This is a genomic window from Uliginosibacterium sediminicola (assembly GCF_039631295.1).
Lineage (GTDB): Bacteria > Pseudomonadota > Gammaproteobacteria > Burkholderiales > Rhodocyclaceae > Viridibacterium > Viridibacterium sediminicola.
In genome coordinates this window covers 33,973-56,119 of record NZ_JBDIVE010000011.1, presented here as the reverse complement: position 1 = coordinate 56,119, position 22,147 = coordinate 33,973, and the positions used below count along the sequence as shown (strand labels likewise).

Annotated in this window: 23 protein-coding genes; 9 read left to right on the top strand and 14 right to left on the bottom strand. The window is 61.5% G+C overall.

Annotated elements, in window-relative coordinates; all coding sequences use genetic code 11:
* Nucleotides 1-65: 65 nt before the first annotated feature.
* The gene (gene msrP, locus ABDB84_RS17240; RefSeq protein WP_345921007.1) at nt 66-995 is read left to right on the top strand and encodes a protein-methionine-sulfoxide reductase catalytic subunit MsrP; all 930 of its coding nucleotides are present in this window, start codon (nt 66-68) and stop codon (nt 993-995) included.
* A 244-nt stretch (nt 996-1,239) separates the two neighbouring features.
* Nucleotides 1,240-1,869 carry a protein-methionine-sulfoxide reductase heme-binding subunit MsrQ gene (locus ABDB84_RS17235; RefSeq protein ID WP_345921006.1) on the top strand — a complete coding sequence of 210 codons (630 nt, stop codon included), beginning with the start codon at nt 1,240-1,242 and terminating at the stop codon, nt 1,867-1,869.
* A gap of 45 nt (nt 1,870-1,914) precedes the next feature.
* Here ABDB84_RS17235 and bfr read toward each other — a convergent pair whose 3' ends face one another.
* From bfr to ABDB84_RS17220, 3 genes are all read right to left on the bottom strand, one after another.
* Nucleotides 1,915-2,394 carry a bacterioferritin gene (gene bfr, locus ABDB84_RS17230; protein WP_345921005.1) on the bottom strand — a complete coding sequence of 160 codons (480 nt, stop codon included), beginning with the start codon at nt 2,392-2,394 and terminating at the stop codon, nt 1,915-1,917.
* Nucleotides 2,360-2,605, bottom strand: a complete 246-nt coding sequence (locus tag ABDB84_RS17225; RefSeq protein ID WP_345921101.1) for a (2Fe-2S)-binding protein — start codon at nt 2,603-2,605, stop codon at nt 2,360-2,362. The genes bfr and ABDB84_RS17225 overlap by 35 nt, the downstream gene beginning before the upstream one ends.
* 148 nt (nt 2,606-2,753) lie before the next feature.
* The gene (locus ABDB84_RS17220; protein ID WP_345921004.1) at nt 2,754-3,176 is read right to left on the bottom strand and encodes a hypothetical protein; all 423 of its coding nucleotides are present in this window, start codon (nt 3,174-3,176) and stop codon (nt 2,754-2,756) included.
* Nucleotides 3,177-3,596: 420 nt separating this feature from the next.
* On the opposite strand from ABDB84_RS17220, the gene ABDB84_RS17215 reads away from it, so the two are divergent.
* A complete protein-coding gene (locus ABDB84_RS17215) occupies nt 3,597-5,015 on the top strand; it encodes an aminotransferase-like domain-containing protein (RefSeq protein ID WP_345921003.1) in 1,419 nt (472 codons plus the stop codon).
* Here ABDB84_RS17215 and ABDB84_RS17210 read toward each other — a convergent pair.
* The 4 genes from ABDB84_RS17210 to ABDB84_RS17195 are packed head-to-tail and all read right to left on the bottom strand — an operon-like array spanning nt 5,008 to nt 8,432.
* Nucleotides 5,008-5,586, bottom strand: coding sequence for a PqiC family protein (locus ABDB84_RS17210; protein ID WP_345921002.1), 579 nt, complete (start codon nt 5,584-5,586; stop codon nt 5,008-5,010). The two genes, ABDB84_RS17215 and ABDB84_RS17210, sit on opposite strands and share 8 nt — an antisense overlap.
* A complete protein-coding gene (locus ABDB84_RS17205; RefSeq protein WP_345921001.1) occupies nt 5,583-7,208 on the bottom strand; it encodes a PqiB family protein in 1,626 nt (541 codons plus the stop codon). Before ABDB84_RS17205 ends, ABDB84_RS17210 begins: the two co-directional genes overlap by 4 nt.
* Nucleotides 7,201-7,803 (bottom strand): paraquat-inducible protein A, encoded by a 603-nt coding sequence (locus ABDB84_RS17200; protein WP_345921000.1) that lies wholly within the window; start codon nt 7,801-7,803, stop codon nt 7,201-7,203. Before ABDB84_RS17200 ends, ABDB84_RS17205 begins: the two co-directional genes overlap by 8 nt.
* Complete coding sequence (locus tag ABDB84_RS17195; RefSeq protein ID WP_345920999.1) at nt 7,800-8,432, bottom strand: paraquat-inducible protein A; 633 nt, start codon at nt 8,430-8,432, stop codon at nt 7,800-7,802. Before ABDB84_RS17195 ends, ABDB84_RS17200 begins: the two co-directional genes overlap by 4 nt.
* A 184-nt stretch (nt 8,433-8,616) precedes the next feature.
* Here ABDB84_RS17195 and aroG point away from each other — a divergent pair, with 184 nt between their 5' ends.
* A complete protein-coding gene (gene aroG / locus ABDB84_RS17190; protein ID WP_345920998.1) occupies nt 8,617-9,699 on the top strand; it encodes a 3-deoxy-7-phosphoheptulonate synthase AroG in 1,083 nt (360 codons plus the stop codon).
* 242 nt (nt 9,700-9,941) lie between these two features.
* Here aroG and ABDB84_RS17185 read toward each other — a convergent pair whose 3' ends face one another.
* Nucleotides 9,942-10,472, bottom strand: coding sequence for a hypothetical protein (locus tag ABDB84_RS17185; RefSeq protein ID WP_345920997.1), 531 nt, complete (start codon nt 10,470-10,472; stop codon nt 9,942-9,944).
* A 427-nt stretch (nt 10,473-10,899) separates the two neighbouring features.
* Here ABDB84_RS17185 and ABDB84_RS17180 point away from each other — a divergent pair, with 427 nt between their 5' ends.
* Both ABDB84_RS17180 and ABDB84_RS17175 read left to right on the top strand, forming a co-directional pair.
* The gene (locus tag ABDB84_RS17180; protein WP_345920996.1) at nt 10,900-11,433 is read left to right on the top strand and encodes a hypothetical protein; all 534 of its coding nucleotides are present in this window, start codon (nt 10,900-10,902) and stop codon (nt 11,431-11,433) included.
* A 788-nt stretch (nt 11,434-12,221) separates the two neighbouring features.
* Complete coding sequence (locus ABDB84_RS17175; RefSeq protein ID WP_345920995.1) at nt 12,222-13,223, top strand: hypothetical protein; 1,002 nt, start codon at nt 12,222-12,224, stop codon at nt 13,221-13,223.
* 450 nt (nt 13,224-13,673) lie between these two features.
* Here ABDB84_RS17175 and ABDB84_RS17170 read toward each other — a convergent pair whose 3' ends face one another.
* The 5 genes from ABDB84_RS17170 to ABDB84_RS17150 form a co-directional block, all read right to left on the bottom strand.
* Entirely contained in the window at nt 13,674-15,179 is a 1,506-nt protein-coding gene (locus ABDB84_RS17170) for an esterase-like activity of phytase family protein (protein WP_345920994.1), read from the bottom strand.
* Between the two features lie 172 nt (nt 15,180-15,351).
* Nucleotides 15,352-15,735: a nuclear transport factor 2 family protein gene (locus tag ABDB84_RS17165; protein WP_345920993.1), complete on the bottom strand. Its 384-nt coding sequence runs from the start codon at nt 15,733-15,735 to the stop codon at nt 15,352-15,354.
* A 298-nt stretch (nt 15,736-16,033) separates the two neighbouring features.
* Nucleotides 16,034-16,465, bottom strand: a complete 432-nt coding sequence (locus ABDB84_RS17160; protein ID WP_345920992.1) for a hypothetical protein — start codon at nt 16,463-16,465, stop codon at nt 16,034-16,036.
* 2 nt (nt 16,466-16,467) lie between these two features.
* A complete protein-coding gene (gene pgi, locus ABDB84_RS17155; RefSeq protein WP_345920991.1) occupies nt 16,468-18,108 on the bottom strand; it encodes a glucose-6-phosphate isomerase in 1,641 nt (546 codons plus the stop codon).
* Nucleotides 18,109-18,170: 62 nt separating this feature from the next.
* Nucleotides 18,171-18,881 (bottom strand): type 1 glutamine amidotransferase, encoded by a 711-nt coding sequence (locus ABDB84_RS17150; RefSeq protein WP_345920990.1) that lies wholly within the window; start codon nt 18,879-18,881, stop codon nt 18,171-18,173.
* Nucleotides 18,882-18,918: 37 nt separating this feature from the next.
* Between ABDB84_RS17150 and ABDB84_RS17145 the strand changes: the two genes are divergently transcribed.
* The 3 genes from ABDB84_RS17145 (at nt 18,919) to ABDB84_RS17135 (ending at nt 21,164) form a co-directional block, all read left to right on the top strand.
* The gene (locus tag ABDB84_RS17145; protein WP_345920989.1) at nt 18,919-19,542 is read left to right on the top strand and encodes a retropepsin-like aspartic protease family protein; all 624 of its coding nucleotides are present in this window, start codon (nt 18,919-18,921) and stop codon (nt 19,540-19,542) included.
* Between the two features lie 11 nt (nt 19,543-19,553).
* The gene (locus ABDB84_RS17140) at nt 19,554-20,138 is read left to right on the top strand and encodes a CoA pyrophosphatase (RefSeq protein ID WP_345920988.1); all 585 of its coding nucleotides are present in this window, start codon (nt 19,554-19,556) and stop codon (nt 20,136-20,138) included.
* A 99-nt stretch (nt 20,139-20,237) separates the two neighbouring features.
* Complete coding sequence (locus ABDB84_RS17135) at nt 20,238-21,164, top strand: CobD/CbiB family protein (protein ID WP_345920987.1); 927 nt, start codon at nt 20,238-20,240, stop codon at nt 21,162-21,164.
* Here ABDB84_RS17135 and miaA read toward each other — a convergent pair whose 3' ends face one another.
* Nucleotides 21,165-22,136 carry a tRNA (adenosine(37)-N6)-dimethylallyltransferase MiaA gene (gene miaA, locus ABDB84_RS17130; protein ID WP_345920986.1) on the bottom strand — a complete coding sequence of 324 codons (972 nt, stop codon included), beginning with the start codon at nt 22,134-22,136 and terminating at the stop codon, nt 21,165-21,167.
* Between the last annotated feature and the right edge of the window lie 11 nt (nt 22,137-22,147).

The following is a 22,147-nucleotide window of genomic DNA, read 5'->3' as shown; positions in this document are numbered from 1 at the left end:
GGAATCGGTCTTGCTCTACAGCGCAGCACACACAACAACACACGCAGTACCCCAAGGAGTCCGCCATGCTCATCCGCAAGCCCAGCGACATCGTCCCTTCCGAGATCACCCCGCGTGAGCTCTACGAAGGCCGCCGTGAATTCCTGCAGACCCTCGCCATCGGCGGCGCAGCGCTGAGCTTCCCGGCGCTGGCGCAGGCCGCCAAGCTGCCCAATGTGGTGGCCAGCCAATACAAGCCGGCTGGCGAGGCGAACACGCCGCTCAAATACGTGACGGGCTACAACAATTACTATGAATTCTCGGTCGACAAGGAAGAGCCCGCGAGCGTAGCCGGCAAGATGAAAACGCGCCCCTGGACGGTGAGCATCGAAGGCCTCTGCGCCAAACCGCAAACCATAGCCATCGACGACCTGCTCAAGTTCGCCCCGCTCGAAGAACGCATCTACCGCCTGCGCTGTGTCGAAGGCTGGTCGATGGTGATTCCCTGGATCGGCTTTCCGCTCGCCACCCTGCTCAAGCGCGTCGAGCCGCTGGGCAGCGCCAAGTTCGTCGAGTTCATCTCGGTCGCCGACAAGGCCAGCATGCCCAATCTCAACCGCGCCATCCTCGACTGGCCCTACACCGAAGGCCTGCGCCTGGACGAAGCCCTGCACCCGCTGACCCTGATGGCGGTCGGTCTCTACGGCGAAGAATTGCCGAACCAGAATGGCGCGCCGATCCGCCTCGTGGTGCCCTGGAAGTACGGTTTCAAGAGCGCCAAATCCATCGTCCGCATCCGCCTCACCGACAAGATGCCCGGCACGGCCTGGAACAAGGCGGCCGCCAACGAATACGGCTTTTATTCCAACGTCAACCCGGACGTCGACCACCCGCGCTGGAGCCAGGGCAGCGAGCGGCGCATCGGCGAACTTACCAAGCGCAAAACCCTGCTGTTCAACGGCTACAACGAAGTCGCCCCGCTCTATGCAGGCATGGATCTGAAGAAGAATTTCTGAAAAACTGCTCGCGATCTCGTCGCAGTCTCTCAGAGAGTCAGAGACGTTTTTTTGACGCGAAGGGCGCAAAGAAAAGCGAAGGCTCGCCAAGGGAATCTTATGTTGGGGTTCATCGCTTTGTATTCCTTTGCGGACCTTGCCTTGTTTTCTCCGCGCCCTTCGCGTCAAAAACTCCAAGCCCAAAAGCTCATCAAGGGTCCGCTGCATGTGCAGACCCAAGACTCACTTCAGTCCGGCCTTCGCCATGCTCTCAATCAATCTGCGCAAGCTCACGCCAGCACGTATCAGCCAGCTCAAGTACATCGTCTTCCTGCTCTGCCTGCTGCCCGCAGCGCTGCTCAGCTGGCGTTTTTTCAACGACGATCTGGGCGCCAATCCGGTTGAGGCAATCACCCGCGGCAGTGGTGACTGGTTGCTGCGCTTCCTGCTGATCACGCTCGCCATCACGCCGCTGCGCAAACTCACGCAATGGAACTGGCTGGTACGCCTGCGCCGCATGCTCGGGCTCTACGCCTTTTTCTACGGCGTGCTGCACCTGATCACCTACCTCTGGCTGGACCAGTTTTTCGACTGGGCGGGCATCCTTAAAGATGTATGGAAGCGCCCTTTCATCACCGTCGGCTTTGCCGCCTTCGTGCTGATGATTCCGCTCGCCGTGACCTCACTCAACGCGATGATCCGCCTGCTCGGCGGCAAACGCTGGCAGCTTCTGCATCGCAGCGTGTATGCCGTTGGCGTGCTGGGCGTATTGCACTACTGGTGGCTGGTCAAACTCGACATCCGCGAACCGCTGATATATGCCGCTGTGCTGGCCATCCTGCTCGCCGCCCGCCTGCTGCGCAACAAGCCCGGCGCGCAAAAACAAGGGGCGTGATCCCTTGCGGAAACACGCCCCGAGGTGTGCAGCAGACCTGAAGGATCAGGACGCTTCGGTTTCGATCTGGCTTTGCAGGTAGTTCTGCAGGCCGACTTTCTCGACCAGCTCAAGCTGGGTTTCGAGGTAGTCGATGTGCTCTTCGGTGTCGTCGAGGATGTCCTGCAGGATGTCACGCGAGACGAAATCACGCACCGACTCACAGTGCGCAATGGCTTCCTTCAGGTCGGCATGGGCACCGGTTTCCAGCTTGAGGTCGCCGGCCAGGCATTCCGGCACGTTCTCGCCGATCAGCAGCTTGCCGAGGTTTTGCAGATTGGGCAGGCCTTCGATCATCAGGATGCGCTCAATCAGCTTGTCGGCGTGGTGCATTTCTTCGATGGATTCCTTGTACTCGTGCTTGCCGAGTTTCTCGAAACCCCAGTTCTTGTAGATCCTTGCGTGCAGGAAGTACTGGTTGATGGCGGTCAGTTCATGGGTGAGCTGGCGGTTAAGCAGCTGCAAGACTTTCTTGTCGCCTTTCATGGGGGATGCTCCTGTGCAGGTGAATGATGGCCTTGGGCTCCGCATCCGCTGAAGTCAGCTGACGCAAGCATGCATTCGCGCATTCTGCGCAACGCCCACATTCTGCCGCAACACCGAGCTTGCTGCGCAAATCACGTAAACGACGCGCGCCCGCCCCCACTGCGGTCGCGATGTCTTGTTCAGTCACTGCGTTACAAACGCATACGTACATGATTGCCAGCCTCATTCAATAAGCTTGTCGGGAGAATGCCCCGCAAGTCTTCGCGAATGCGAATGGTTCTCAATATTGAGCATTTGCGCGCCGATGTCAAGCGCCCCACGCAAGATTTTCCAATCAGGCCTGCCGCAGGCGCGCCGCTTCAGTCGCGCAGCGTGCGGCTGGACACGGCGGCCAGTGCGCTATCGTCAATCAGCTGAAAATCGCGTGCGTCGTAGCGATAATTGCGCCCCGCCGTCTCCACCACCAGCTGCTGCTGCGCGGGCTCGTAACGCAGGGCATGGATCGGCTGCGGCGGCAGGCTCAGACGGGCGATCTCGCTGACGCCGGCACGCACGTCGAGCACGCGCAGCGCACTGCCGCCAGGCAGCAGCTGGAACACACGGCCGCTGGCATGATCCTGCGCCTGCAGCGGGGATTCAATATTGCCCTGCAAGGCGCCCCGCGCCAGACTGCCCAGACTCACCGCAAGCGCCAGCAGACACACGCTGAGCAGCACTCCAGCCAGTGCGCGCACCCCGTGCGTAGCGGATGTCTGCGATTCGTTCATCGGCTTGCTGTACATGATCTTCTCCTCTCATCTGCGCCAATGCGCTAGGGCGTGTTCACATTCACGCGACGGTTGCGCGGGTACTGAATTGGGCGCAGAACAAGGCGCAGCGACGCTGTCAGGGTGGTCCCCTGACGAGGAGCTGCAACGCTGTGCTGTGGCCAATTCAGTGCCCGCCCGGAGGGTTGAAGTGCAGGGCTCGCCATACTGCGTTGCGCTCCTTGTGCAGGGGGCCACCCTGCACTGTGTCGCGCGCCCGCTTTTGGCAAGCTCGTGGCAAGCCCTGTACTTCAACGCAATCCGCCGGGTGGATGTGAACACGCCCTAAGCTTTAGGAGACAATACCGGACACTTCAAATCCTGAACCGATACAATCCGGCAGGCAATTTCACGCGCTGTACTGGTGCCAGCGCCATGACGCGTACGGAGCTTTCCATGCAACTGAGCCTTTCCAGCGAAAACGCCCATCCCCTGGTCGAGCAGATCGTCAGCGCCGTGCGTGCGCAGATCGATGATCGCCTGCTGCGCCCCGGCACACGCCTGCCGGCCATCCGTCAGCTCGCCGAGCGCCATGGCATCAGCCGTTTTACCGTCGTCGAAGCCTACGACCGCCTGGTCGCCCAGGGCTATCTGCAATCGCGGCGCGGCGCCGGCTTCTTCGTCAGCCCGCGCGACGAAGCGCCCAGCGCCGCCCTGCCCGCCGCCCAACGCCAGCGCGCCATCGACGTCGCCTGGCTGATGCGCCGCTCGCTGTCGGCGCCGCCGGGCATGCTCAGCGCCAGCGTCGGCTGGCTGCCGCCGGGCTGGCTCGATAACGATGCGGTCAGCAAGGCAGTGCGCCAGCTCACTCGCGGCCAGGACCACAGCGTGCGCTTCGGCTGCTATGGCGAGCCGAACGGTTTCCTGCCGCTGCGCGAACAGCTGCGCATCACCCTGGCCGGCATCGGTGTCGAAGCGCGGCCCGAGCAGATCGTGCTGACCCTCGGCGCCACCCAGGCGCTGGACATCGTGGCGCGCTTCTACCTGCGCGCAGGCGACACCGTTCTGGTCGATGATCCGGGCTATTTCAACCTGTTCGGCGCGCTGCGCCTGCTGGGTGCCAATCTGATCGGCGTTCCGCGCGGCGAAGACGGCCCCGACACGCAGGCGCTCGAACAGCTGGCGATTGCCCACAAGCCCAAGCTGTTCATCACCCACTCGGTAATGCATAACCCGACTTGCAGCAATCTGAGTCCGGCCACGGCCTATCGCATGCTGCAGGTAGCCGAGCGGCAGGATTTCATGATTGTCGAGGACGACACCTATGGCGACTTTCACAGCGGCCCGGCGGCGCGCCTCGCCGCGCTCGACCAGCTGCAGCGGGTGATCTACATCAGCAGCTTTTCCAAGACCCTGTCAGCCAATGTACGCGTCGGCTATCTGGCCTGCTCGCCAGACCTTGCGGATGAACTGGCCGACATCAAACTGCTGACCTCGGTGAGCACCTCGGAATTTACCGAGCAGATCATTCACCGCCTGCTCATCGAAGGCCACTACCGCAAACACATTGAACGCCTGCAGGGCCGCCTCGCCGAACAAAGCGTGCGCACTGCGCGCATGCTCGAAGGCGCGGGTCTGCAATTTCGTCACCCGGATGGCGGTGTGTTCATCTGGGCCAAGGTGCCGGACATCGAAGACGCCACGCCGGTTGCCGAGCAGGCCGAGCAAGCCGGCATCCTGCTCGCGCCGGGCAAGATCTTCCGCCCGCAGCTACAGGCCTCGCCTTACCTGCGCATCAATGTCGCCTATGCCAATGACGTGCGCCTGGAGCGCTTCCTGCACAAGCGCCGCACAGACGCCGGCGCGGCTACTTGAGGTCTTGCTGCTTGAGCTGGGTCGCCATCTGCTGCGCGATCTGATCGAGCGCGCGGCTCAAGGCTGCGGCCATCTGCGCCGGCGTGCTGTTGCTCGCCAGCGGTTCGCTGGCGCTGCTGCGCCACATGCTGCGGGCGCCGTCGGCGTCGCGCAGCAAGGTCCAGCTCAACTCCACACTGGCCGCCTCGCCCGGCGCCACATCGAAGCGCTGCACATCGATAAGGACGCGCCAGGGCGCGCTGCTCGCCGCATGCTGTGACCACACGGCCAGCGGTGTGGCCGGCAGCAGCTCGGACAGACGCGTGGCCAGCACGCGCGGAATTTCGTTCTTCGGCGTGTCGATCCAGCGCTGCTCGTCGAGCACCTCGACACTGTTCGGGCCACGGCGCACCAGCATCGCGCTGCGGTCGAGCGCATCCGGCACGCTCGCCGGGCCCACCGCCAGCAGCACGCGCCCGACCGGCTGATTGAGCAAGTCATGGCCGCCGGACAAGGCGTAGTAGCGCGTCGGTTGCGAACTGCAGGCGCCGAGCAGCAAGCTCGCCACCAGCATCCAGGGTTTCAGGCTCATGGCTTGTCCTCGTCAGGCGTACGGCCGCGAATCAGGGCCTCGGGGTGGCGATCCAGATAATCGGTAAGGCTGCGCATCGAGGCCGCCGCACGCGACACCTCGCGCAGCGTGTCGCGCAGATCCTGCTGCAGCGGCGCGTCTTGCGACATCAGGCGCTCGGCGCGCTGCATGGTCTGCTGCGCCCCCGCCAGCGTACGCTTGAGCTCGGGCGCGACATCCTGATTGACCTGCTTGAGCAGGATGTCTGCCTGCTTCACCGTGCTGTCGAGCGAGGCGATGGCGCTGCGCAGATCTTTGCTGATCTCCTCAAACGGGATCTTGTCGATCTTGCGGGCGATGCTGGTAATGCTGGCCTCCAGCTCGTTGAGGCTGCCATCAACAGTCGGAATCTCGGGCATGCCACGCTTGCGCTTGAGGACGGCCTTGGCCACCCCCGGAAAGAAGTCGAAGGCGACGTAGAGCTGCCCGGTCAGCAAGCTGCCGCTGCGCAGCTGCGCGCGCAAGCCGGACTCAATGAGCTTATCAAGAATCGCATCCGACTTCGTCTCGGGATCAACCGTATAACGCTGCAAACGCTCCGGAAAGACCCTAATCACCACCGGCACATCGACGCGTTGGGTGCTCGCGTCATAGCTCAAACCGATCGACGCCACCTCACCAAACTGGATACCACGGAACTCCACCGGCGCCCCTACCACGAGGCCATGCACAGTCTGATGGAAGACCAGACGATAAAGCTCGACCTGCGTGTCATGCTCGCGCATCGCAGTCTGCTGATTGTCGTAAAGCACGAACTGCGCACCACTCTTGGCGGGTGGCGCGGCCGTGCCGCTGGGCGAGCCAAACACCAGGCCGCCCACCAACAAGGTCGACAAGGACTCGGTATTGAAGCGCAGGCCATTGGCATCAACCGAAAAATCCAGCCCGCTGCTCGACCAGAAACGCGTGTCTTCGGTGACAAAACGATCATACGGCGCGCTCACAAAGATCGTCACCAAAGCCCCTTTGCCATCCTTGTCCAGGTCATACGCCACCACCTGACCGACCGCCAGCTTGCGGAAATACACCGGCACGCCGTAATCAATCGAGCCCAGATTCTCGGCCCGCAGCTGAAAGCGTTTGCCCGGCACGCCGTCGATCAGCATCGGCGGCACTTCGAGGCCCTTGAATTCGGTTTGCGAGACGTCCGACTTGCCGACATCCACGCCGATGAAGGCGCCTGACAGCAAGGTATCCAGGCCGCTCACACTGCCACCGGCAATGCGCGGCTTGACCACCCAGAAGCGCGTGTCTTCCACCGCAAAGTCTCGCGCCTGACCACTGAGTTTGGCGGTCACGATCACCGATTTACGATCCGGCGCAATCGCCACATCGCTGACCATGCCGACATCGACATCCTTGTACTTGATGTGCGTCTTGCCGGCGACCAGGCCCTCGCCGGTCTGGAATTCAATATGAATCGTCGGCCCCTGTTTGAGGACCGCCTGTACCGCCAGCCAGCCACCGAGGAGCAGCGCCAGAATCGGCACCAGCCACACCAGGGGCAATTGCCAGCGCTTGCGCGGCACGGCCAGCGCCTTGGGCAGATCGCCCGCTTCGTGCGGAGTTTCAGTCTCACTCATTGCTTGCATCCCAAATCAAACGCGGGTCAAAGGCCTGCGCGGCCAGCATGGTCAGCACGACCACCGCGCCGAACGCCAGCGCCCCGGTGCCGGCGCGCACATCCATCAGGGCATCGAAGCGTACCAGAGCCGCCAGCAAAGCCACGACATAGACATCGAGCATCGACCACTTGCCGACCAGCTCGACCAGACGATACAGGCGCGCCCGCTGCAGCAGATTGCGCCCGCTGCGAAACTGCACGCCCAGCAACAGCACCACCAGCGAGAGCAGCTTGCCGATCGGCACCACCACGCTGGCAATGAAGACGATCAGCGCCAGATCCTGCGAACCGCCAGTCCACAAGGCCACCACGCCGCTCAGAATGGTATTGCGCTCGCTGGCGCCGAATGAAGTCGTCTCCATGATCGGCAACAGATTAGCCGGCACATAGAGCACACAGGCTGCCAGCAGCAAGGCCCAGCAACGCACCAGACTATCGGGCTTGCGCGCATGCAGGCGGGCGCCGCAGCGCGGGCAATGGCTGTGCTCGGCGAGCGTCGACACCAGGCCGCAGGCATGGCAGCCGCACAAGCCGGCACGCAGCGCCGTCGTCACGCCGGCTCCTGCTGCACGCTGGCATGCATCGCCCACAGCACCGGCCCCTGCAAGCTGGCGCTGAGCACGGTCAGCAACAACATGCTGCCGCCATACGCCCACAAGCCGATACCCGCCGTGGCGCTAGCCATATGGCCGAGTTTGACCAGGGAGACGAGGATGCCCAGCATCAACACCTCCAGCATCGACCAGGGCGCGAGGAACATCAGCACGCGGAACAGCCGCGCAAAGCCCGGCGCCGGCCAGCCCAGGCGCAAGGGCAGCAGCAACCACAGCAAGGCGAGGATCAGCAAGGCCGGCGCCACCACCACGGTCAGCAGCACCAGCAAGCCGACCAGGCTCTCGCCCTGCTCGTGCAGGACGCGCACCGCGCCAAGCATGCTGGCGTCGACCTGCAGCGCCTGGAACTGCAAGCTCATCACCGGAAAGCAATTGGCCAGCACGAACAAGATGCCGGCGGCCACCGTCAGCGCCAGCGGACGGTCGATGCCCGCATGCGCCCAGCGCTGCAAACTCGCCCCGCAGCGCACACAGACCAGGCGACCACCGCGCGGCAGCGGCACCGCCTGCTGGAGCAGATCACACTCGTGGCAGGCAATCAGCGGAGGGGTCGGGTGACGCTTATCCATGGCCGGATTGAATCACGCGGCGCAGCATCCGCCAAGCCATGCCGCGCCCGGCGGCGTCAAGAGCGGTCTATCCACGACAGCAGGCCACACGCGCTTTGGGCTAGAATTGCCCGCTTTGCCGCAGCGCACACGCGGCGCCCGACGCAACGCAACACTACACACCCGAGCAAGACAGGATAGCTTCATGCCCAGCACCAGCGCTTACCAGATCGACGACGTCCGCATCCGCGAAATCAAGGAACTTGCTCCGCCCTCGCACGTGATGCGCGAGTTTCCGGCCTCCGAGCGCTGCGCCCAGACCACCGGCGACACCCGCCAGGCCATCCACCGCATCCTGCACGGCGCCGACGACCGCCTGCTGGTCGTCATCGGCCCCTGCTCGATTCACGACAGCGCCGCCGCGCTCGACTACGCCCGCAAGCTCAAGGTGCAGGCCGAACGCCTGCGCGAAGACCTGCTGATCGTCATGCGCGTGTACTTCGAAAAGCCGCGCACCACGGTCGGCTGGAAGGGCCTGATCAACGACCCCTACCTCAACGACAGCTTCAAGATCAACGACGGCCTGCGCCTGGCGCGCCAGCTGCTGTGGGAGATCAACGAACTGGGCATGCCGGCCGGCACCGAGTTCCTCGACATGATCACCCCGCAATACATCGCCGACCTGATCTCCTGGGGCGCCATCGGCGCGCGCACCACCGAGAGCCAGGTGCACCGCCAGCTCGCCTCCGGCCTCTCCTGCCCGGTCGGCTTCAAGAACGGCACCGACGGCGATGTGCGCATCGCGCTCGACGCCATCAAAGCCGCGCAAGCGCCGCACCACTTCCTGTCAGTCACCAAGGCCGGCCACTCGGCCATCGTGTCCACCGCCGGCAATGAGGACTGCCACATCATCCTGCGCGGCGGCAAGGAACCCAATTACGACGCCGCCAGCGTCGACAAAGCCTGCCAGGAACTCGCCAAGGCCGGCCTCGCCGCACGCCTGATGGTCGACTTCTCGCACGCCAACAGCCGCAAGCAATACGCACTGCAAATCGAAGTCGCCGACGACGTCGCCACGCAAATGGCCAATGGCGACGAACGCATCATCGGCGTGATGTGCGAATCCCACCTCGTCGAAGGCCGCCAGGACCTCGTCCCCGGCAAGCCGCTCGAATACGGCAAGAGCATCACCGACGCCTGCATCGGCTGGGACGCCTCGGTCGACGTCCTCGACCTGCTCGCCGAAGGCGTACGCAAACGCCGCCTCAAGGTCGCCGAGCGCGAGTGATCTTCAGCCTTTAGGCGCTGCATTTTTGACGCCAAGGCCGCAAAGAAAGACAGAAGGTCCGCAAAGGGAAACAAACACGTTTTCCTTTGCGGACCTTTTCTTTTCCTCCGCACCCTTCGCGTCACAAATTCAGCGCATCAAACCGGCACCTCAGCTCAGTACCCGCCAATTGACGTCTTCCCTTCAATTGTCGGCAATGGCGGCCGCGCCTGCGTCGCCATCCAGACAAAACAGCGGCCAGCTCAAAGCCGCGCAAGCCCTTCCTCAAAACTGATCTTCTCGTACGTCTGGGTGAATTTGCTCGCGCCCTCGACAATCGCATCAATCTTCTGCGCCGTGTCCATCTTCTTCATCTTCGTCTTGTCCAGATACAGGCAATCGATCAGCTCGTTGTACACCGAGGTGTCATCAATCGGCAGCACGAAAAACGCAATGCCGCTGAAATCGACCACATAGCGCGCGCCGCGACGCAGATCCGAGACATAGACAAAATACTTGCCCTCCGCCTTGAGATTGGCCCCCAGCGCCGCGATCAGCGCAGGCAGCTGCGTGTAGCTGGGCAGCGAACCGGCCAGAAAAGACAGCGCAGCCTCCGCATCATCCGCCGCCGCAAACGCCGCCTCCAGCATCAGCGGCGGCTCCAGCGTCAGCGCGATTTCACCGCGAAAACCGGAACGCCCCGGAACATTCGTCGCCCCATTCAGCGCCGCTTTCAACAAACGGCCTTCAGCCTCCAGGCGCTGAAAAGCAGGAGATGCATTGGTAGTGGTCATGGGAATCCTCGTAAAGCCACCCTCGCGCAGGTTGCCCGAACGGATAGCTAAGACCCACTACGCATGGATTGGGCCACGGGGGTGGTTTGATGCCGGGGCGAGGGGTGAGGGGCTTGGTCCGAGGGGCGAGGCCGTGGCCGCGCGCTGCAAAGCCGCCAGAACTTAAGTTCGCGCAAAAAAAATGCGCAAAAGAAACCCGCTCTGCCCTTTTGGGCAGGCATGCGAATGAGATGGGGGGGCGTATTGTTTGGAGGTGCCGGAACAAGACGGCTAGGCGAGTGCGGCGCCTGTACGACATCAAGTTTTATTCGTCAAAACGAATAAGGCTTTGATAGAACTTCATCTTGAAGAGCTAATTTTTTATTCATCAGCATGACGAAGATGCTGATTATTATTTATTTTTAAAACCATTTAACGTTAGGTTGCTATGTCTAAATCCAGCACATTTGAGCTAGACGACTGGCTAGATCGTTGGGATTTTCAGGCCGTCGCCGATTTTGACGACAAGCTGAAAGAGTGTGAATTTTTCTTTGATCTGATTTCATCCGAAACCAATCGCAATCGATTTCGTTGGTTGGTTTCTGCATTCTTAAATGCTGCCTACAGCTTCTTCGAGTCAACTGCGCTCACGGCTTACTTCCGATTCACCGCCCCAGAAACCGGAGAGTCGGTCGAAGATCATGAAGGCTTGGCAATTCTGAGGAACCATGTAAAGGTTATTCAAGATGCCAAGAATCCAAAATTCGTAAAGACAGCCGGGCTTACTCCCCTTACAAAGCAGCTCTATGAATTTCGGAAAAAGAGCACACACCACTACCCACTTTCTATCATGGTGACTGGAGAGGCCCTTCCAGAGAACTTTCATTTTGGCGATATGCGCGGTGAAGGCGTTCCAGTTATTCCACTGTGCCGAGATGTTCTAGAGCTAATCCGCGCTGTCTACGCTGAGATAAACGACTAAAGGCCGTAAGTCAGAATAACTGAATGCATGGCGGTAGGTCGGAAAAGCCGTAGGCGCCTTCCGACGTTTGTGTAGTTCAAATGCCCCCCGAACGTCGGAAGGCGCTTCGCTTTTCCGACCTACGAATATGTCTTCAACCGTTCCGACTTACGGCCTTTACTCACGAGGAGCAATCCTGGATTACTTCATCAAACCAAACGGAGCCAAATCATGTATTTTGAATTTTTGAAAATTAGCAAACTTGGTGCTTGTAGCTATTGCGCAAGAATGGCTTTTCTATCTGCACTTACCTCATCGGCGCTTACCATTCTATCTACGAGTGTATTCGGTACGGACAAATGGCAATCAATATTACTACTTGTAGCGAGCACTGGATTGGCACTTCTTTGGCTATGTCATGTGATTGCTTTCGGAATTCGGGTAGCAATCGCTGAAGTTGAATCTGGGAGCCACCAGAGACGAGAGGCAATTTCAATAATGATGAAGTCTGCTGCCGCGATTGCACTGATGACCACTCTGCCAAAACAAGCCAACGCCACGCATAAATGCCCTACCGGAGAACGAGCATGTCATAGCAAAGACGGCGGATGGTGTTGCGCTCCAGGCTTCATGTGTTGTGATAAAAAGCCATTTTGCACATCTGCTGGCACTCGTTGTCCATAAGGGGTCCGCGGCCCCAACACTACAGTGGGGCAGTACGGCCACAAGCAGCGCTTGTGGTTCCGTACTCTTTGCTCCAGCCGCCTCTCACTTTCACGTTATGTTCCACAAGTATCCCGAGGTGCACTTTGAGCGAAATTATTGAACACCGCGACAACGGGAATGGAAGCTCAGGCGCAGTAAGCGTCGGAGACACCAACACATCAATCTCCCTAAAGGTTTATCAAGATGTTTACCATCAGATAACGGGGCGCACTGAGCAGATTCGACAAAGGTACCCGGACAATCTGTTAATTGAATTTTCTGAGCTAGAACAGTTGCATCACAAAGTTATGCAGCTCTGCGATGTTCACAACATCATCGCCAAGAACGAATCTATCGCCGTCTTTCACGACAAAGAACGCAAAGAACAGTTCACTTCTTTTGAACGGTTTAAGGCGTATAACGCGAATGCAGTCAGCCCTACGGTAAGTGTTGTTGTTCAGTACAACTTCTCTATCATTCCTGCGGGGCTACAACGGCCACAAGAGTACGCAGTAACTATCAGACTTACGTCGCGCGTTGCCATGATCGAACAGCTTGAAAAAGAAGCTCCACCATTCATGCGCGGCAGGTTCTTCAACTACATCGGGGATTCCTCTGCTGAAGTCACGATCGACTATGCTGATTACGTTATCGCTCGGGGGTTCTTAGAAGCGTTCGATGAATGGATTAGGGGCTGCCCCGCAATTCCTAAGAAAACTTGGCTAATTTTCCTTCGACAATGGTCAAACATTATTCCAAATTCAGTTCGGCTTATTTCTGCCGTATTGCTTGGCTTCTTTGCAACTCAGGCTATTCCTTTATTCATCAGTGCTACAAGCAGCCCTCACATTTCTGCTAAGTTCTTTGTCCTCTATAGCACGGCGATGATTGTGATTTTGTCTTTGTCCCGTGCTACAGGTGATCTCGTTGAAGATGCGATTGACAGTTACCCCGTGCTCTCCTACCTCAAGTTGAACAAAGGTGACGACAAACTTATTCAGGAATTTAAGGGTAGAAAAACCATGACAATCCTTCAATTCCTAGGCGGGTGTCTGTTGGCAGTAGCTTTGAATATAATTTCCTCAAAGCTAGAGAGGTTGATGTGAAACGTAGCCCTGCAAGGCCGTAAGTCGGAATAACTGAATGCACGGCGGTAAAGGCCGTAAGTCGCAATGATTGAATGCACGGCGGCAGGTCGGAAAAGCCGCTGGCGCCTTCCCACGTTTGTGCCGTTCAATTCAAGTCATCGCCGCCAATAATTCCCGAACGTCGGACGGCGCTTCGCTTGTCCGACCTACGCGTGCTGCCCTCGATACGCGCCTACGGCGCACTCGGGCCGAACGGTCATTTATTGCGCAACGGATTAAAGCGCCCTCTCCCGGCGCTACGCGCCACCCTCTCCCGCATGCGGGAGAGGGGAAAAACAAACACACTGCGGCCTTACGCATCTCTACGATGAAGGCCTTTGCCTTGGCCCTCCTTCGCGGCCCTTTGCGTTTCCTTCGCGCCTTTGCGGTGAAGCCCTTCCACGCCAGCGCTGCGCTCAGGCCTGCGGATTATTGAAGACTAAGTGCCTGGGGTAGGCGGATGCGGATGAACTCGTTGTTATCCGGCTTGGCGGGGTTGCGCGATGCGGAGCCGCCGGGGTAGTTGTTGTCATTGACGACAATCAGGGTGTTGGCATCGAGGATGCGCACCGACTCGATGCTTTCCATCGGGAAGGCAAAGACGCCATTAATGGTGTCGCTCGCGCCAATATTCTTGGGGTCGGCGAGATTCATCAAATCCACCAGTTCGGTCTTGACCAGGAAGCCATCGCTATCGAGCTTTTCGAGATCGACCAGATAGATCTTTTTGTATTTCGCTGCCACACGCGATGCATTGCTGGCCGGGAATTTGCCAGTGCGTGCGTCGCCTGCGCCACGGTCTTTTTCGAGAACCAGAAACTGGTGGTCATTCACCGCCGTCATGTCATTGACGGTGTAGTACTCCGTGACTGTATTGCCGCTTGCATCGATATACGTGCCGGTGCCGACCTTGTATTGGTACCAGACATTGCTGAGGAATTTATTATTAGCGATGTCGAATACATTGATGATGCGGCGCTGCTTATTGCTGTCCGACGATAATTCACGCTCGAACATCGTGTAGATGCGGGTGCGTGAAGGGTTGATGGCCATGCTCTCAAAACCGCCAGAGCTGGGCAGGTTTGCCGTCGTGACATTCGGGTTATTGCTGGTTTGAACATAGGGATTGCTGTCCAGCGCCAAGACGTTGGGGACGGACACTTCCTTCTGCAAAACCTTGCCGCTTTTATCGACCTTGATCAGCCAGGGGCCGAATTCTTCGCCGATCCAGAAATTCCCGTCGGCATCAATCACCATCGATTCCGGGTCGATATCCGCGCCGGTCAAATAGCGCTTGCTTTTGATCAGCGCGTCGACGCTGAGGGTGGACGCCGCCCCTGCCGGCGAATACGACGGATAGGCGTAGGTGCTGCCGTCCGCCACCAGCGCGAAGCTGAGTTTTTTGTCCGGGTCGGCCAGGCGGATGTAGCTGCTGCTGTCAAAGTCCGCCACAGCGCTGCCGGTCGTGAAGCCGACCGAGTTCATCTTGCCGCTCGCCCAATCCGGACGGAAAGCGTAGATATGCAGCAGCGCGTCGGGAGACGCGGATTTACCGCCAAAGCCATTATCCTGCAGGGCATACAAGGTATCCGTCGCAGCATCCCGCGCCAGCGCCGAGAAACCCTGCACTGGCTGCTTGCTCGCAAACGGCAGCGTGTAGGAATAGGTATTCAGCGCCGTCGTCAAATCACCGCCATTGATGAACTGGCCCGAAGTCGGCCCGGCGACAAACGTGTCGGCGGCAATGATCGAGCGCCCGGTCAGCGTGGGAACGCTCACCGACTCAGCGCTTGAGCTGGCGGCACTCGCCGCACTGGCCGAGTCATTGCTGGAACCGCCACAGGCACTCAACAGCACGGGCACCGCACAGAGCCCCAAGACCACAGACGACAGGGCCAGGCCCGAACGACACTTCACTACATTCAGCAAGCTCATATTTTTCCCGGCACGAAATCTAGGTAAAAAACCCGTATTCTTGGCTCGGGAAATTACAAACGCTCGGGGAAGATATTTCGGCTGGGTGACAAATGCAGCCAGCGAGCAGCCTGGATGGAGGTGACGCCGGAATCCGTGGATTTACCGGCACCGCTGCCGGGCCAGGGCCTCGCTAGACTGGGCGAGTCTGCCCGATGGCAAAGCTTGCTTTGGTGATTTTCCCTGCGGCGACTTCGTAGATACAGACCATTTCTACTGTTCCCAGGCCATCAGGAAATGTGCGTGTGACCAGTTCGTGGTCGACAACAATATTTTCCATGGCGATGCGGTGAATCAGCTGTGCATGCAGTGCCGGATCTTTGAATCGCTCTTCCATGCGTTGGCGGATGGCCGCATGCCCCTTGGCCAGCTCTCCTGCGTGGAGCAGAAACTGCACGGCGTCTTCGTGATAGGTGCTGAGCCAGGCCTCCATGTCGCGCCGGTTGTAAGCATCCAATTGGGCTTGGACAAGCGCCTCGGAGGACGCAGAGAGGGGTGACGGCGGAGGTGTCTTCATGAGTGGCGTGATGACTGGGTTAAAGGCCCTAAGTCTGAATGGTTCAGTGCACGACTGTAGCAAGTAGGCTGGCTGAAGGCGAAGCCGGAATCCTTGGATTCACCCGCGCTGCAGCCGGGCCAGGACACTGCAAGCGCCCTCTCCCGGCGCTACGCGCCACCCTCTCCCGCACGCGGGCGAGGGGAAAACCCAGCGGCGCCCTTCGGTCAAGCTTTGCCTCGGCCTTCCTTCGCGGCCCTTTGCGTGTCCTTTGCGCCTTTGCGGTGAAGACTCCACGCCGCAGGCTCAGCCAAAAGGCTCAGCGCTTGCTGATCGCTGCGCGCCAGGTGCAGGTTTCGGTGCCGGTGTTGCCGCCTTTGTAGGCGGGTTCGAAGTAGAACTTCTTGAATTGCCAGCGGCCCTTGGCATCGCGCTGGATGTGGGCCAGGCCGGTGCCGTGGTCGTCGCTGCCGGGCTGGTCGAGCGCGAAGTGGATGGCGAGGGTCTTGCCCTGGGCGACGGCTTCGCCGGGGTAGCGGCCGAAACCAGGCACTTCGAGGGTGAACAGGTAGGCGTCAAAGCCGGCCTTGCTGTGCGCCGGCACGCGCTCCAGCGTGACGATGCCGTCATAGGGACCTTCGTGGGCGTCGAGACCTTTGCAGTCATAGACGCCACTGTAATCGGCGGCTGCGGCGCTGGCGACACAGCCCAGGCTCAGCAGCATGGCGGCGGTAGTTTTCCAGGCGCGCATGTTCAGGCTCCGCTGGCTTGGGCGCGAGCGATCAGCGCTTGCGTCGATGCGTCGTAAGCGCTGGCGTCCGCCGTGCCGGCGAGCACCGCTTCGATGCCGGAAGCGAGCTGCTTGCCCAGTTCCACGCCCCACTGGTCGAAGGAGTTGAGGTCCCAGATCGCGCCTTGCACGAAAACCTTGTGCTCGTAGAGCGCGATCAGCGCGCCCAGGCGACGCGGGTTCAGCTCGTCGAGCAGGAGCGTGTTGCTCGGCCGGTTGCCGGAGAACACGCGATGCGGAATCGCCGCTTCCAGCGCATCGCCGCTGAAACCGCGTGCGGAGAGTTCGGCGCGCACTTCGTCGGCGGTCTTGCCGCGCATCAGGGCGGCCGATTGCGCGAAGCAGCTGGCCATCAGGGTGCGCTGGTGCGAGGCCAGGGTGTCCGGCTGGCGCAGCGCGAGGATGAAGTCCACCGGGATCAGCGCGGTGCCCTGGTGCAGCAGCTGGAAGTAGGCGTGCTGGCCGTTGATGCCCGGCTCGCCCCAGATCACCGGGCCGGTTGAATAGGCGATGCGCTCGCCGTCACGGCGCACGCCCTTGCCGTTGGATTCCATGTCCAGCTGTTGCAGGAAGGCCGGCAGGCGATGCAGGGTCTGGTTGTAGGGGGCAATCACCTGCGAGCGGGCGCCGAGGAAGTTGATGTACCAGATACCCAGCAGGGCCAGCAGCACCGGCAGATTGCTCGCCAGCGGCGCTGTGCGGAAGTGCTCGTCCATCTCGTACGCGCCGTGCAGCAGCTCGTCAAAGCGCTGCGCGCCCTGGGCGATGATGATCGGCAGGCCGATGGCGCTCCACAGCGAGTAGCGCCCGCCGACCCAGTCCCAGAAGCCGAACATATTGTCGGCATCGATACCGAAGGCGGTGACTTTCTCGCGATTGGTCGACACCGCCACGAAATGCTTGGCAATCGCCGCTTCGTCGCCACCGGCCGCATCGAGCAGCCACTGGCGTGCGGTGCGCGCATTGCTCAGCGTCTCGATGGTGGTGAAGGTTTTGGAGGCGATGATGAACAGCGTGCGCGCCGGGTCCAGGCCCTTGAGCGTGGCGACGATCTGCGCGCTGTCGACGTTGGACACAAAGTGCAGGCGCGGGCCGTCGGCGTAAGGTTTGAGCGCTTCGCAGACCATCAACGGGCCCAGATCCGAGCCGCCGATGCCGATGTTGACCACGTCGCTAATCGTCGCGCCGGTGAAGCCCAGCCAGGCACCGCTGCGCACGCGCTCGGCAAAGGCGTAGCAGCGCTGGCGCACCTCGCGCACGGCGGGCATCACGTCCTCGCCCGCCACGCGCACCGGCGCCGCATCCTGCTTGCGCAGCGCGGTGTGCAGCACGGCGCGCCCTTCGGTGTTGTTGATCGGCTCGCCGCTGAACATGGCATCGCGCAGCGTGCTCACGCCGCGCGCTTCGGCCAGCGCCAGCAGAGCCTTGAGCACCGCGTCGTCGATGCGGTTCTTCGAATAGTCGAGGCTGATGCCACAGGCTTCGGCACGGTAACGCTCGGCGCGCGCCGGATCAGTCTCGAAGCGTTCGCGCAGGTGCACGGCACCGGATTCAGGCGCCAGGGCGCCAAGCTGTTGCCAGGAGGGAGTCAGCGTCGGATTCATGGTCTTGGAGTGAGGCTTGAATGGGTGGAAATGATTAAAAAGAATTATGCCGCAAGCGCTGCTTAGCCACGCAAGTGACGTGCCCAATGGGTGTAGAGCTGGTCGGCCACCGCACGCATGCGCGGCAAGGCCTGCGGCAATTGCGCCGTCTGCTGGGCCGGAGTTTGTACCGAGGGCGGCAAGCTGGCCTCTGCGTCGAATTCATCGCCCCACTCCGCGATCCATTCCTTGATCAGTTCTTCGGTCATCTCGATATGGAACTGCATGCCCAGGTGCGGGCCGATCACATAGGCCTGGTTGCGACAGGTCTCGCCTTCGAGAATGCGCACCGCGCCGGGCGGCAGGCTGAAGGTTTCGCCGTGCCACTGGTAGACATCGAACTCACGCGCCTCGCCCAGCCAGGCTTGCGCTTCAGGCGTGTCGGTCGCGCTGACGCGGTTCCAGCCGATCTCCTTGACCGGATTGCGCGTCACCTCGCCACCCAGCGCGCGGCTGAGCAGCTGACCGCCCAGGCAATGGCCAATTACCGGCACGCCGGCGGCGACCGCCTGGCGGATCAGCGCCAGCTCTTCGGCGATCCACGGCAGATCATCATTGACGCTCATCGGCCCGCCCATGAAGCAGAGGCCACTGAAGGCTTCGACATCAGTGGGCAATTGCCCGCCGGCATCAATGGTGAAGAGCTGCCAGGGAATCTGCGCGGAGTCGAGGAAACTGGCAAAATGCCCCGGGCGAACGTTGTGACAATGTTGAATGACTGCGACGGGCTTCATGATCGATTTTCGGTTTCGTGTAAAGCGGCAAGGCTTGATGGCACTCATTCTATGCGCCGCAACCGCGGCGGTGAATGCCACCGATGTGATGGTGGCCGGAATTTTCCCCGGCAAGGCCTTGCTGGTGATCAACGGCGCGCCACCACGCACCCTGGCAGTAGGCCAGAGTTTCGGCGAGCTGCGCTTGATCAGCGTCGAACGCGAGGCCGTGGTGATCGAGGCTGGCGGCAAGCGCGAGCGCATCGCGATCGGCGGGCCGGGCTATCGCATCGGTGAGGACAGCGATGACGGCAGCCAGACCCTGAGCATCGCCGCCACGCCGCAAGGGCAATTCTTCCTGCAAGGCAGCCTCAACGATGCAAGCATGGGCTTCCTCGTCGATACCGGCGCCAGTGCGGTCGCCATGGGCCCCAGCCAGGCGCGTCAGGCCGGGCTCAACTACACCGCTGGCGAGCACGCCTACGTCGGTACCGCCAATGGCAATACCCACGCCTGGCGGGTGCGTATCGACCGCCTCAAGCTTGGCGGCATCGTGTTGCGCGACGTCGAAGGTCTGGTCCTGCAGCAGGAAGTGCCGGTGGTGCTGCTCGGCATGTCGGCGCTCAAGCGCCTGAGCATGACCCGCGAGGGCAATACCATGACCCTCAAACGCCGCTACTGAGAATCCGCAAAGTGCTGAGCCCCGACGCCCTCCGCCAACATTTCAGCGACCCGGCACGCCATGCCCTGCAGCCCTGGCCGGGTGCAGCGCGGGCCGCAGGCGCGGCGGTGCTGATCGCGCTGCAGCCCGGCCCGGCCGGCTTGCAGATCCTGCTCACGCGGCGCACCGAACACCTCTATCACCATCCGGGGCAAATCAGCCTGCCCGGCGGCCGGGCCGAAGAGCATGATGCCGGCCCCGCCGACACCGCGCTGCGCGAAGCCGAGGAGGAAATCGGCCTGCCGGCAGCGGCGCTCGAAGTGCTCGGCCAATTGCCGGAATTCGACACCTCGACGGGCTTTCGCGTCACGCCGGTGGTGGCGCTGGCGCCTGCCGCCTTTGAGGTGCGGCTGGACAGTTTCGAGGTCGCCGAGCTGTTCAGCCTGCCGCTGTCGGTGATCCTCACGCCGGCCAACTTCCAGCGCCACCGCGTCGAGCGTGGCGAACTGGTGCGCCATTTTCTCGCCGTGCCCTATGGCGGGCGCTTCATCTGGGGCGCTACGGCAGGCATTCTGGCGAGCTTCGCGCAGATAGTTGGCAAACAAGAAACACTTTGAGCGTCCAAACGGGCCGTCAGGCGCTGCTGAACCGGTACGCGGACAAGAGCTGCCTTATACTCGCAGCCAGCACTTCCCGCTGACACACGTATTCGAGTCATGACGCTGTTTGCTCTCGTTCTCGCCCTGGTTCTGGAACAGTTTCGCCCGCTTAACGCCGCAAAACTGCTCTACCCCCTGCTCGACTCCCTCGGCGAGGTGTTCGAAAACCGCTTCAATGACGGCAACGCGCGCCATGGCATGATCGCCTGGCTGCTGATGGTGCTGCCGCCGGTGCTGCTGTCGGCCTTCATTGCCTTCCTGCTCTACCACTTCGCGCATCCGCTGGCGGCCTTCGCCTTCAATGTGGCGGTGCTCTACTACACGATGGGCTTTCGCCACGTCAGCCACTTCTTCACGCGCATCCACGCCGCCCTGCGCAGCCAGGACCTGCCGCTGGCGCGCCGCCTGATCGGCGAATGGCGGATGCACCTCTACGAGCAAAGCAGCTCGCAGGAGATCACGCGGATGACCATCGAGGGCGGCATTCTCGGTGCGCATCGCCAGGTCTTCGCGATCATCGTGCTGTTTGCGCTGCTGCCCGGCCCCAGCGGCGCCGTGCTGTACCGCATGAGCGAGTACTACAACCGCAGCTGGGGCAATAGCCGCGGCATCGGCATGGAGCAGTTCGGCAGCTTCGCGCGCCGCGCCTTCGCCTTCATCGAATGGCTGCCGGCACGCATCACCGCCATGGCTTTTGCCATCGTCGGCGACTTTGAAGACGCCATCCACTGCTGGCGCACCCAGAGCGACAGCTGGCCGGACGCCAATGACGCCGTGGTGCTGGCCGCCGGCGCCGGCGCGCTGGGCGTGCGCCTGGGGCAGCCGATCAACCAGAGCGGCGAGATCCTCGAACGCCCCGAGCTGGGCGTCGGCGACGAGAGCGAAGTGGAATACCTGCAGAGCTTCGTCGGCCTGGTGCGCCGTACCCTGGTGCTCTACGTGATGGTGCTGCTGATGATGGGCATCACCCGCCTGCTCAGCTGATCAAGCCCGCTGCGCGCGAAAGGCGTGCACCTGCGCAATCACTTGCGCGACGGCGTCCGCCGCCAGACTGTCGATCTCGACGAGGCCCGCCCAGTTCTCGCGGAACTGGCGCAGCCAGGTGATCTGGCGCTTGGCCAGCTGGCGCGTGGCGGCAATGCCCTTGTCGCGCATCGTCGCGAAATCGTCCAGGCCTTCGAGGTAATCCCACATCTGCCGGTAACCCACGCAGCGCATCGAAGTCATGCCCGGCTGCAGGGTGTAGCGTGCGCGCAAACCACACAACTCCTGCTCCAGCCCCTGCGCCAGCATGGCATCGAAGCGCTGGGCAATCGCCGCATGCAGCGGTGCACGATCCGAAGGCGCCAGCGCCAGTGGCAGGAAATCCACGGAGTCGGCGGCGCCCTGCTCGCGCTGCGCATAGCTCTCGGCCAGCGGACGACCCGTGAGCATGACGATCTCCAGCGCGCGCTGGATACGTTGCGCGTCCGTCTCGTGCAGGCGCGCCGCGGCGGCAGGGTCGAGCTGCGCCAGGCGCGCATGCAAGGCCGGCCAGCCCAGCTGCAGCGCGTCCGCATCGATCTGCGCACGCAAGGCGGCATCGGCCTGCGGCAGATCGGACAAGCCTTCCCACAAGGCCTTGAAGTACAGCATGGTGCCGCCGGCGAGCACCGGCAGCGCGCCGCGCGCGTCGATCTCGTGGATCAGGCGCAGCGCATCGCTGGCGAAAGCCGCGGCCGAATAAGCCTCTTCCGGGCTGCAGATATCGATCAGATGATGCGCGCAGCGCGCGCGCTCGGCGAGGCTGGGCTTGGCCGTGCCGATGTCCATGTCGCGGAACACCAGGGCCGAGTCCACGCTGATGATCTCGACCGGCAGCTCGGCGGCGAGCGCCAGTGCCGCCGCCGTCTTGCCGCTGGCGGTGGGGCCCATCAGCAAGACGGCCTGCGGGCGATGCGTATCCTGAATTTTCATGGCCGCCAGTG

Bases quoted from the DNA above. Each gene is read 5' to 3' on its own strand.
- ABDB84_RS17195 (WP_345920999.1), bottom strand. From the start codon at position 8,432: ATGGATAAGCGTCACCCGACCCCTCCGCTGATTGCCTGCCACGAGTGT.
- ABDB84_RS17225 (WP_345921101.1), bottom strand. From the start codon at position 2,605: ATGTACGTATGCGTTTGTAACGCAGTGACTGAACAAGACATCGCGACC.
- ABDB84_RS17135 (WP_345920987.1), top strand. From the start codon at position 20,238: ATGACGCTGTTTGCTCTCGTTCTCGCCCTGGTTCTGGAACAGTTTCGC.
- ABDB84_RS17180 (WP_345920996.1), top strand. From the start codon at position 10,900: ATGTCTAAATCCAGCACATTTGAGCTAGACGACTGGCTAGATCGTTGG.
- ABDB84_RS17210 (WP_345921002.1), bottom strand. From the start codon at position 5,586: ATGAGCCTGAAACCCTGGATGCTGGTGGCGAGCTTGCTGCTCGGCGCC.
- aroG (WP_345920998.1), top strand. From the start codon at position 8,617: ATGCCCAGCACCAGCGCTTACCAGATCGACGACGTCCGCATCCGCGAA.
- ABDB84_RS17160 (WP_345920992.1), bottom strand. From the start codon at position 16,465: ATGCGCGCCTGGAAAACTACCGCCGCCATGCTGCTGAGCCTGGGCTGT.
- ABDB84_RS17220 (WP_345921004.1), bottom strand. From the start codon at position 3,176: ATGTACAGCAAGCCGATGAACGAATCGCAGACATCCGCTACGCACGGG.
- ABDB84_RS17145 (WP_345920989.1), top strand. From the start codon at position 18,919: ATGGCACTCATTCTATGCGCCGCAACCGCGGCGGTGAATGCCACCGAT.
- ABDB84_RS17215 (WP_345921003.1), top strand. From the start codon at position 3,597: ATGCAACTGAGCCTTTCCAGCGAAAACGCCCATCCCCTGGTCGAGCAG.
- ABDB84_RS17185 (WP_345920997.1), bottom strand. From the start codon at position 10,472: ATGACCACTACCAATGCATCTCCTGCTTTTCAGCGCCTGGAGGCTGAA.
- ABDB84_RS17235 (WP_345921006.1), top strand. From the start codon at position 1,240: ATGCTCTCAATCAATCTGCGCAAGCTCACGCCAGCACGTATCAGCCAG.
- ABDB84_RS17150 (WP_345920990.1), bottom strand. From the start codon at position 18,881: ATGAAGCCCGTCGCAGTCATTCAACATTGTCACAACGTTCGCCCGGGG.
- miaA (WP_345920986.1), bottom strand. From the start codon at position 22,136: ATGAAAATTCAGGATACGCATCGCCCGCAGGCCGTCTTGCTGATGGGC.
- ABDB84_RS17205 (WP_345921001.1), bottom strand. From the start codon at position 7,208: ATGAGTGAGACTGAAACTCCGCACGAAGCGGGCGATCTGCCCAAGGCG.
- ABDB84_RS17170 (WP_345920994.1), bottom strand. From the start codon at position 15,179: ATGAGCTTGCTGAATGTAGTGAAGTGTCGTTCGGGCCTGGCCCTGTCG.
- bfr (WP_345921005.1), bottom strand. From the start codon at position 2,394: ATGAAAGGCGACAAGAAAGTCTTGCAGCTGCTTAACCGCCAGCTCACC.
- pgi (WP_345920991.1), bottom strand. From the start codon at position 18,108: ATGAATCCGACGCTGACTCCCTCCTGGCAACAGCTTGGCGCCCTGGCG.
- ABDB84_RS17165 (WP_345920993.1), bottom strand. From the start codon at position 15,735: ATGAAGACACCTCCGCCGTCACCCCTCTCTGCGTCCTCCGAGGCGCTT.
- msrP (WP_345921007.1), top strand. From the start codon at position 66: ATGCTCATCCGCAAGCCCAGCGACATCGTCCCTTCCGAGATCACCCCG.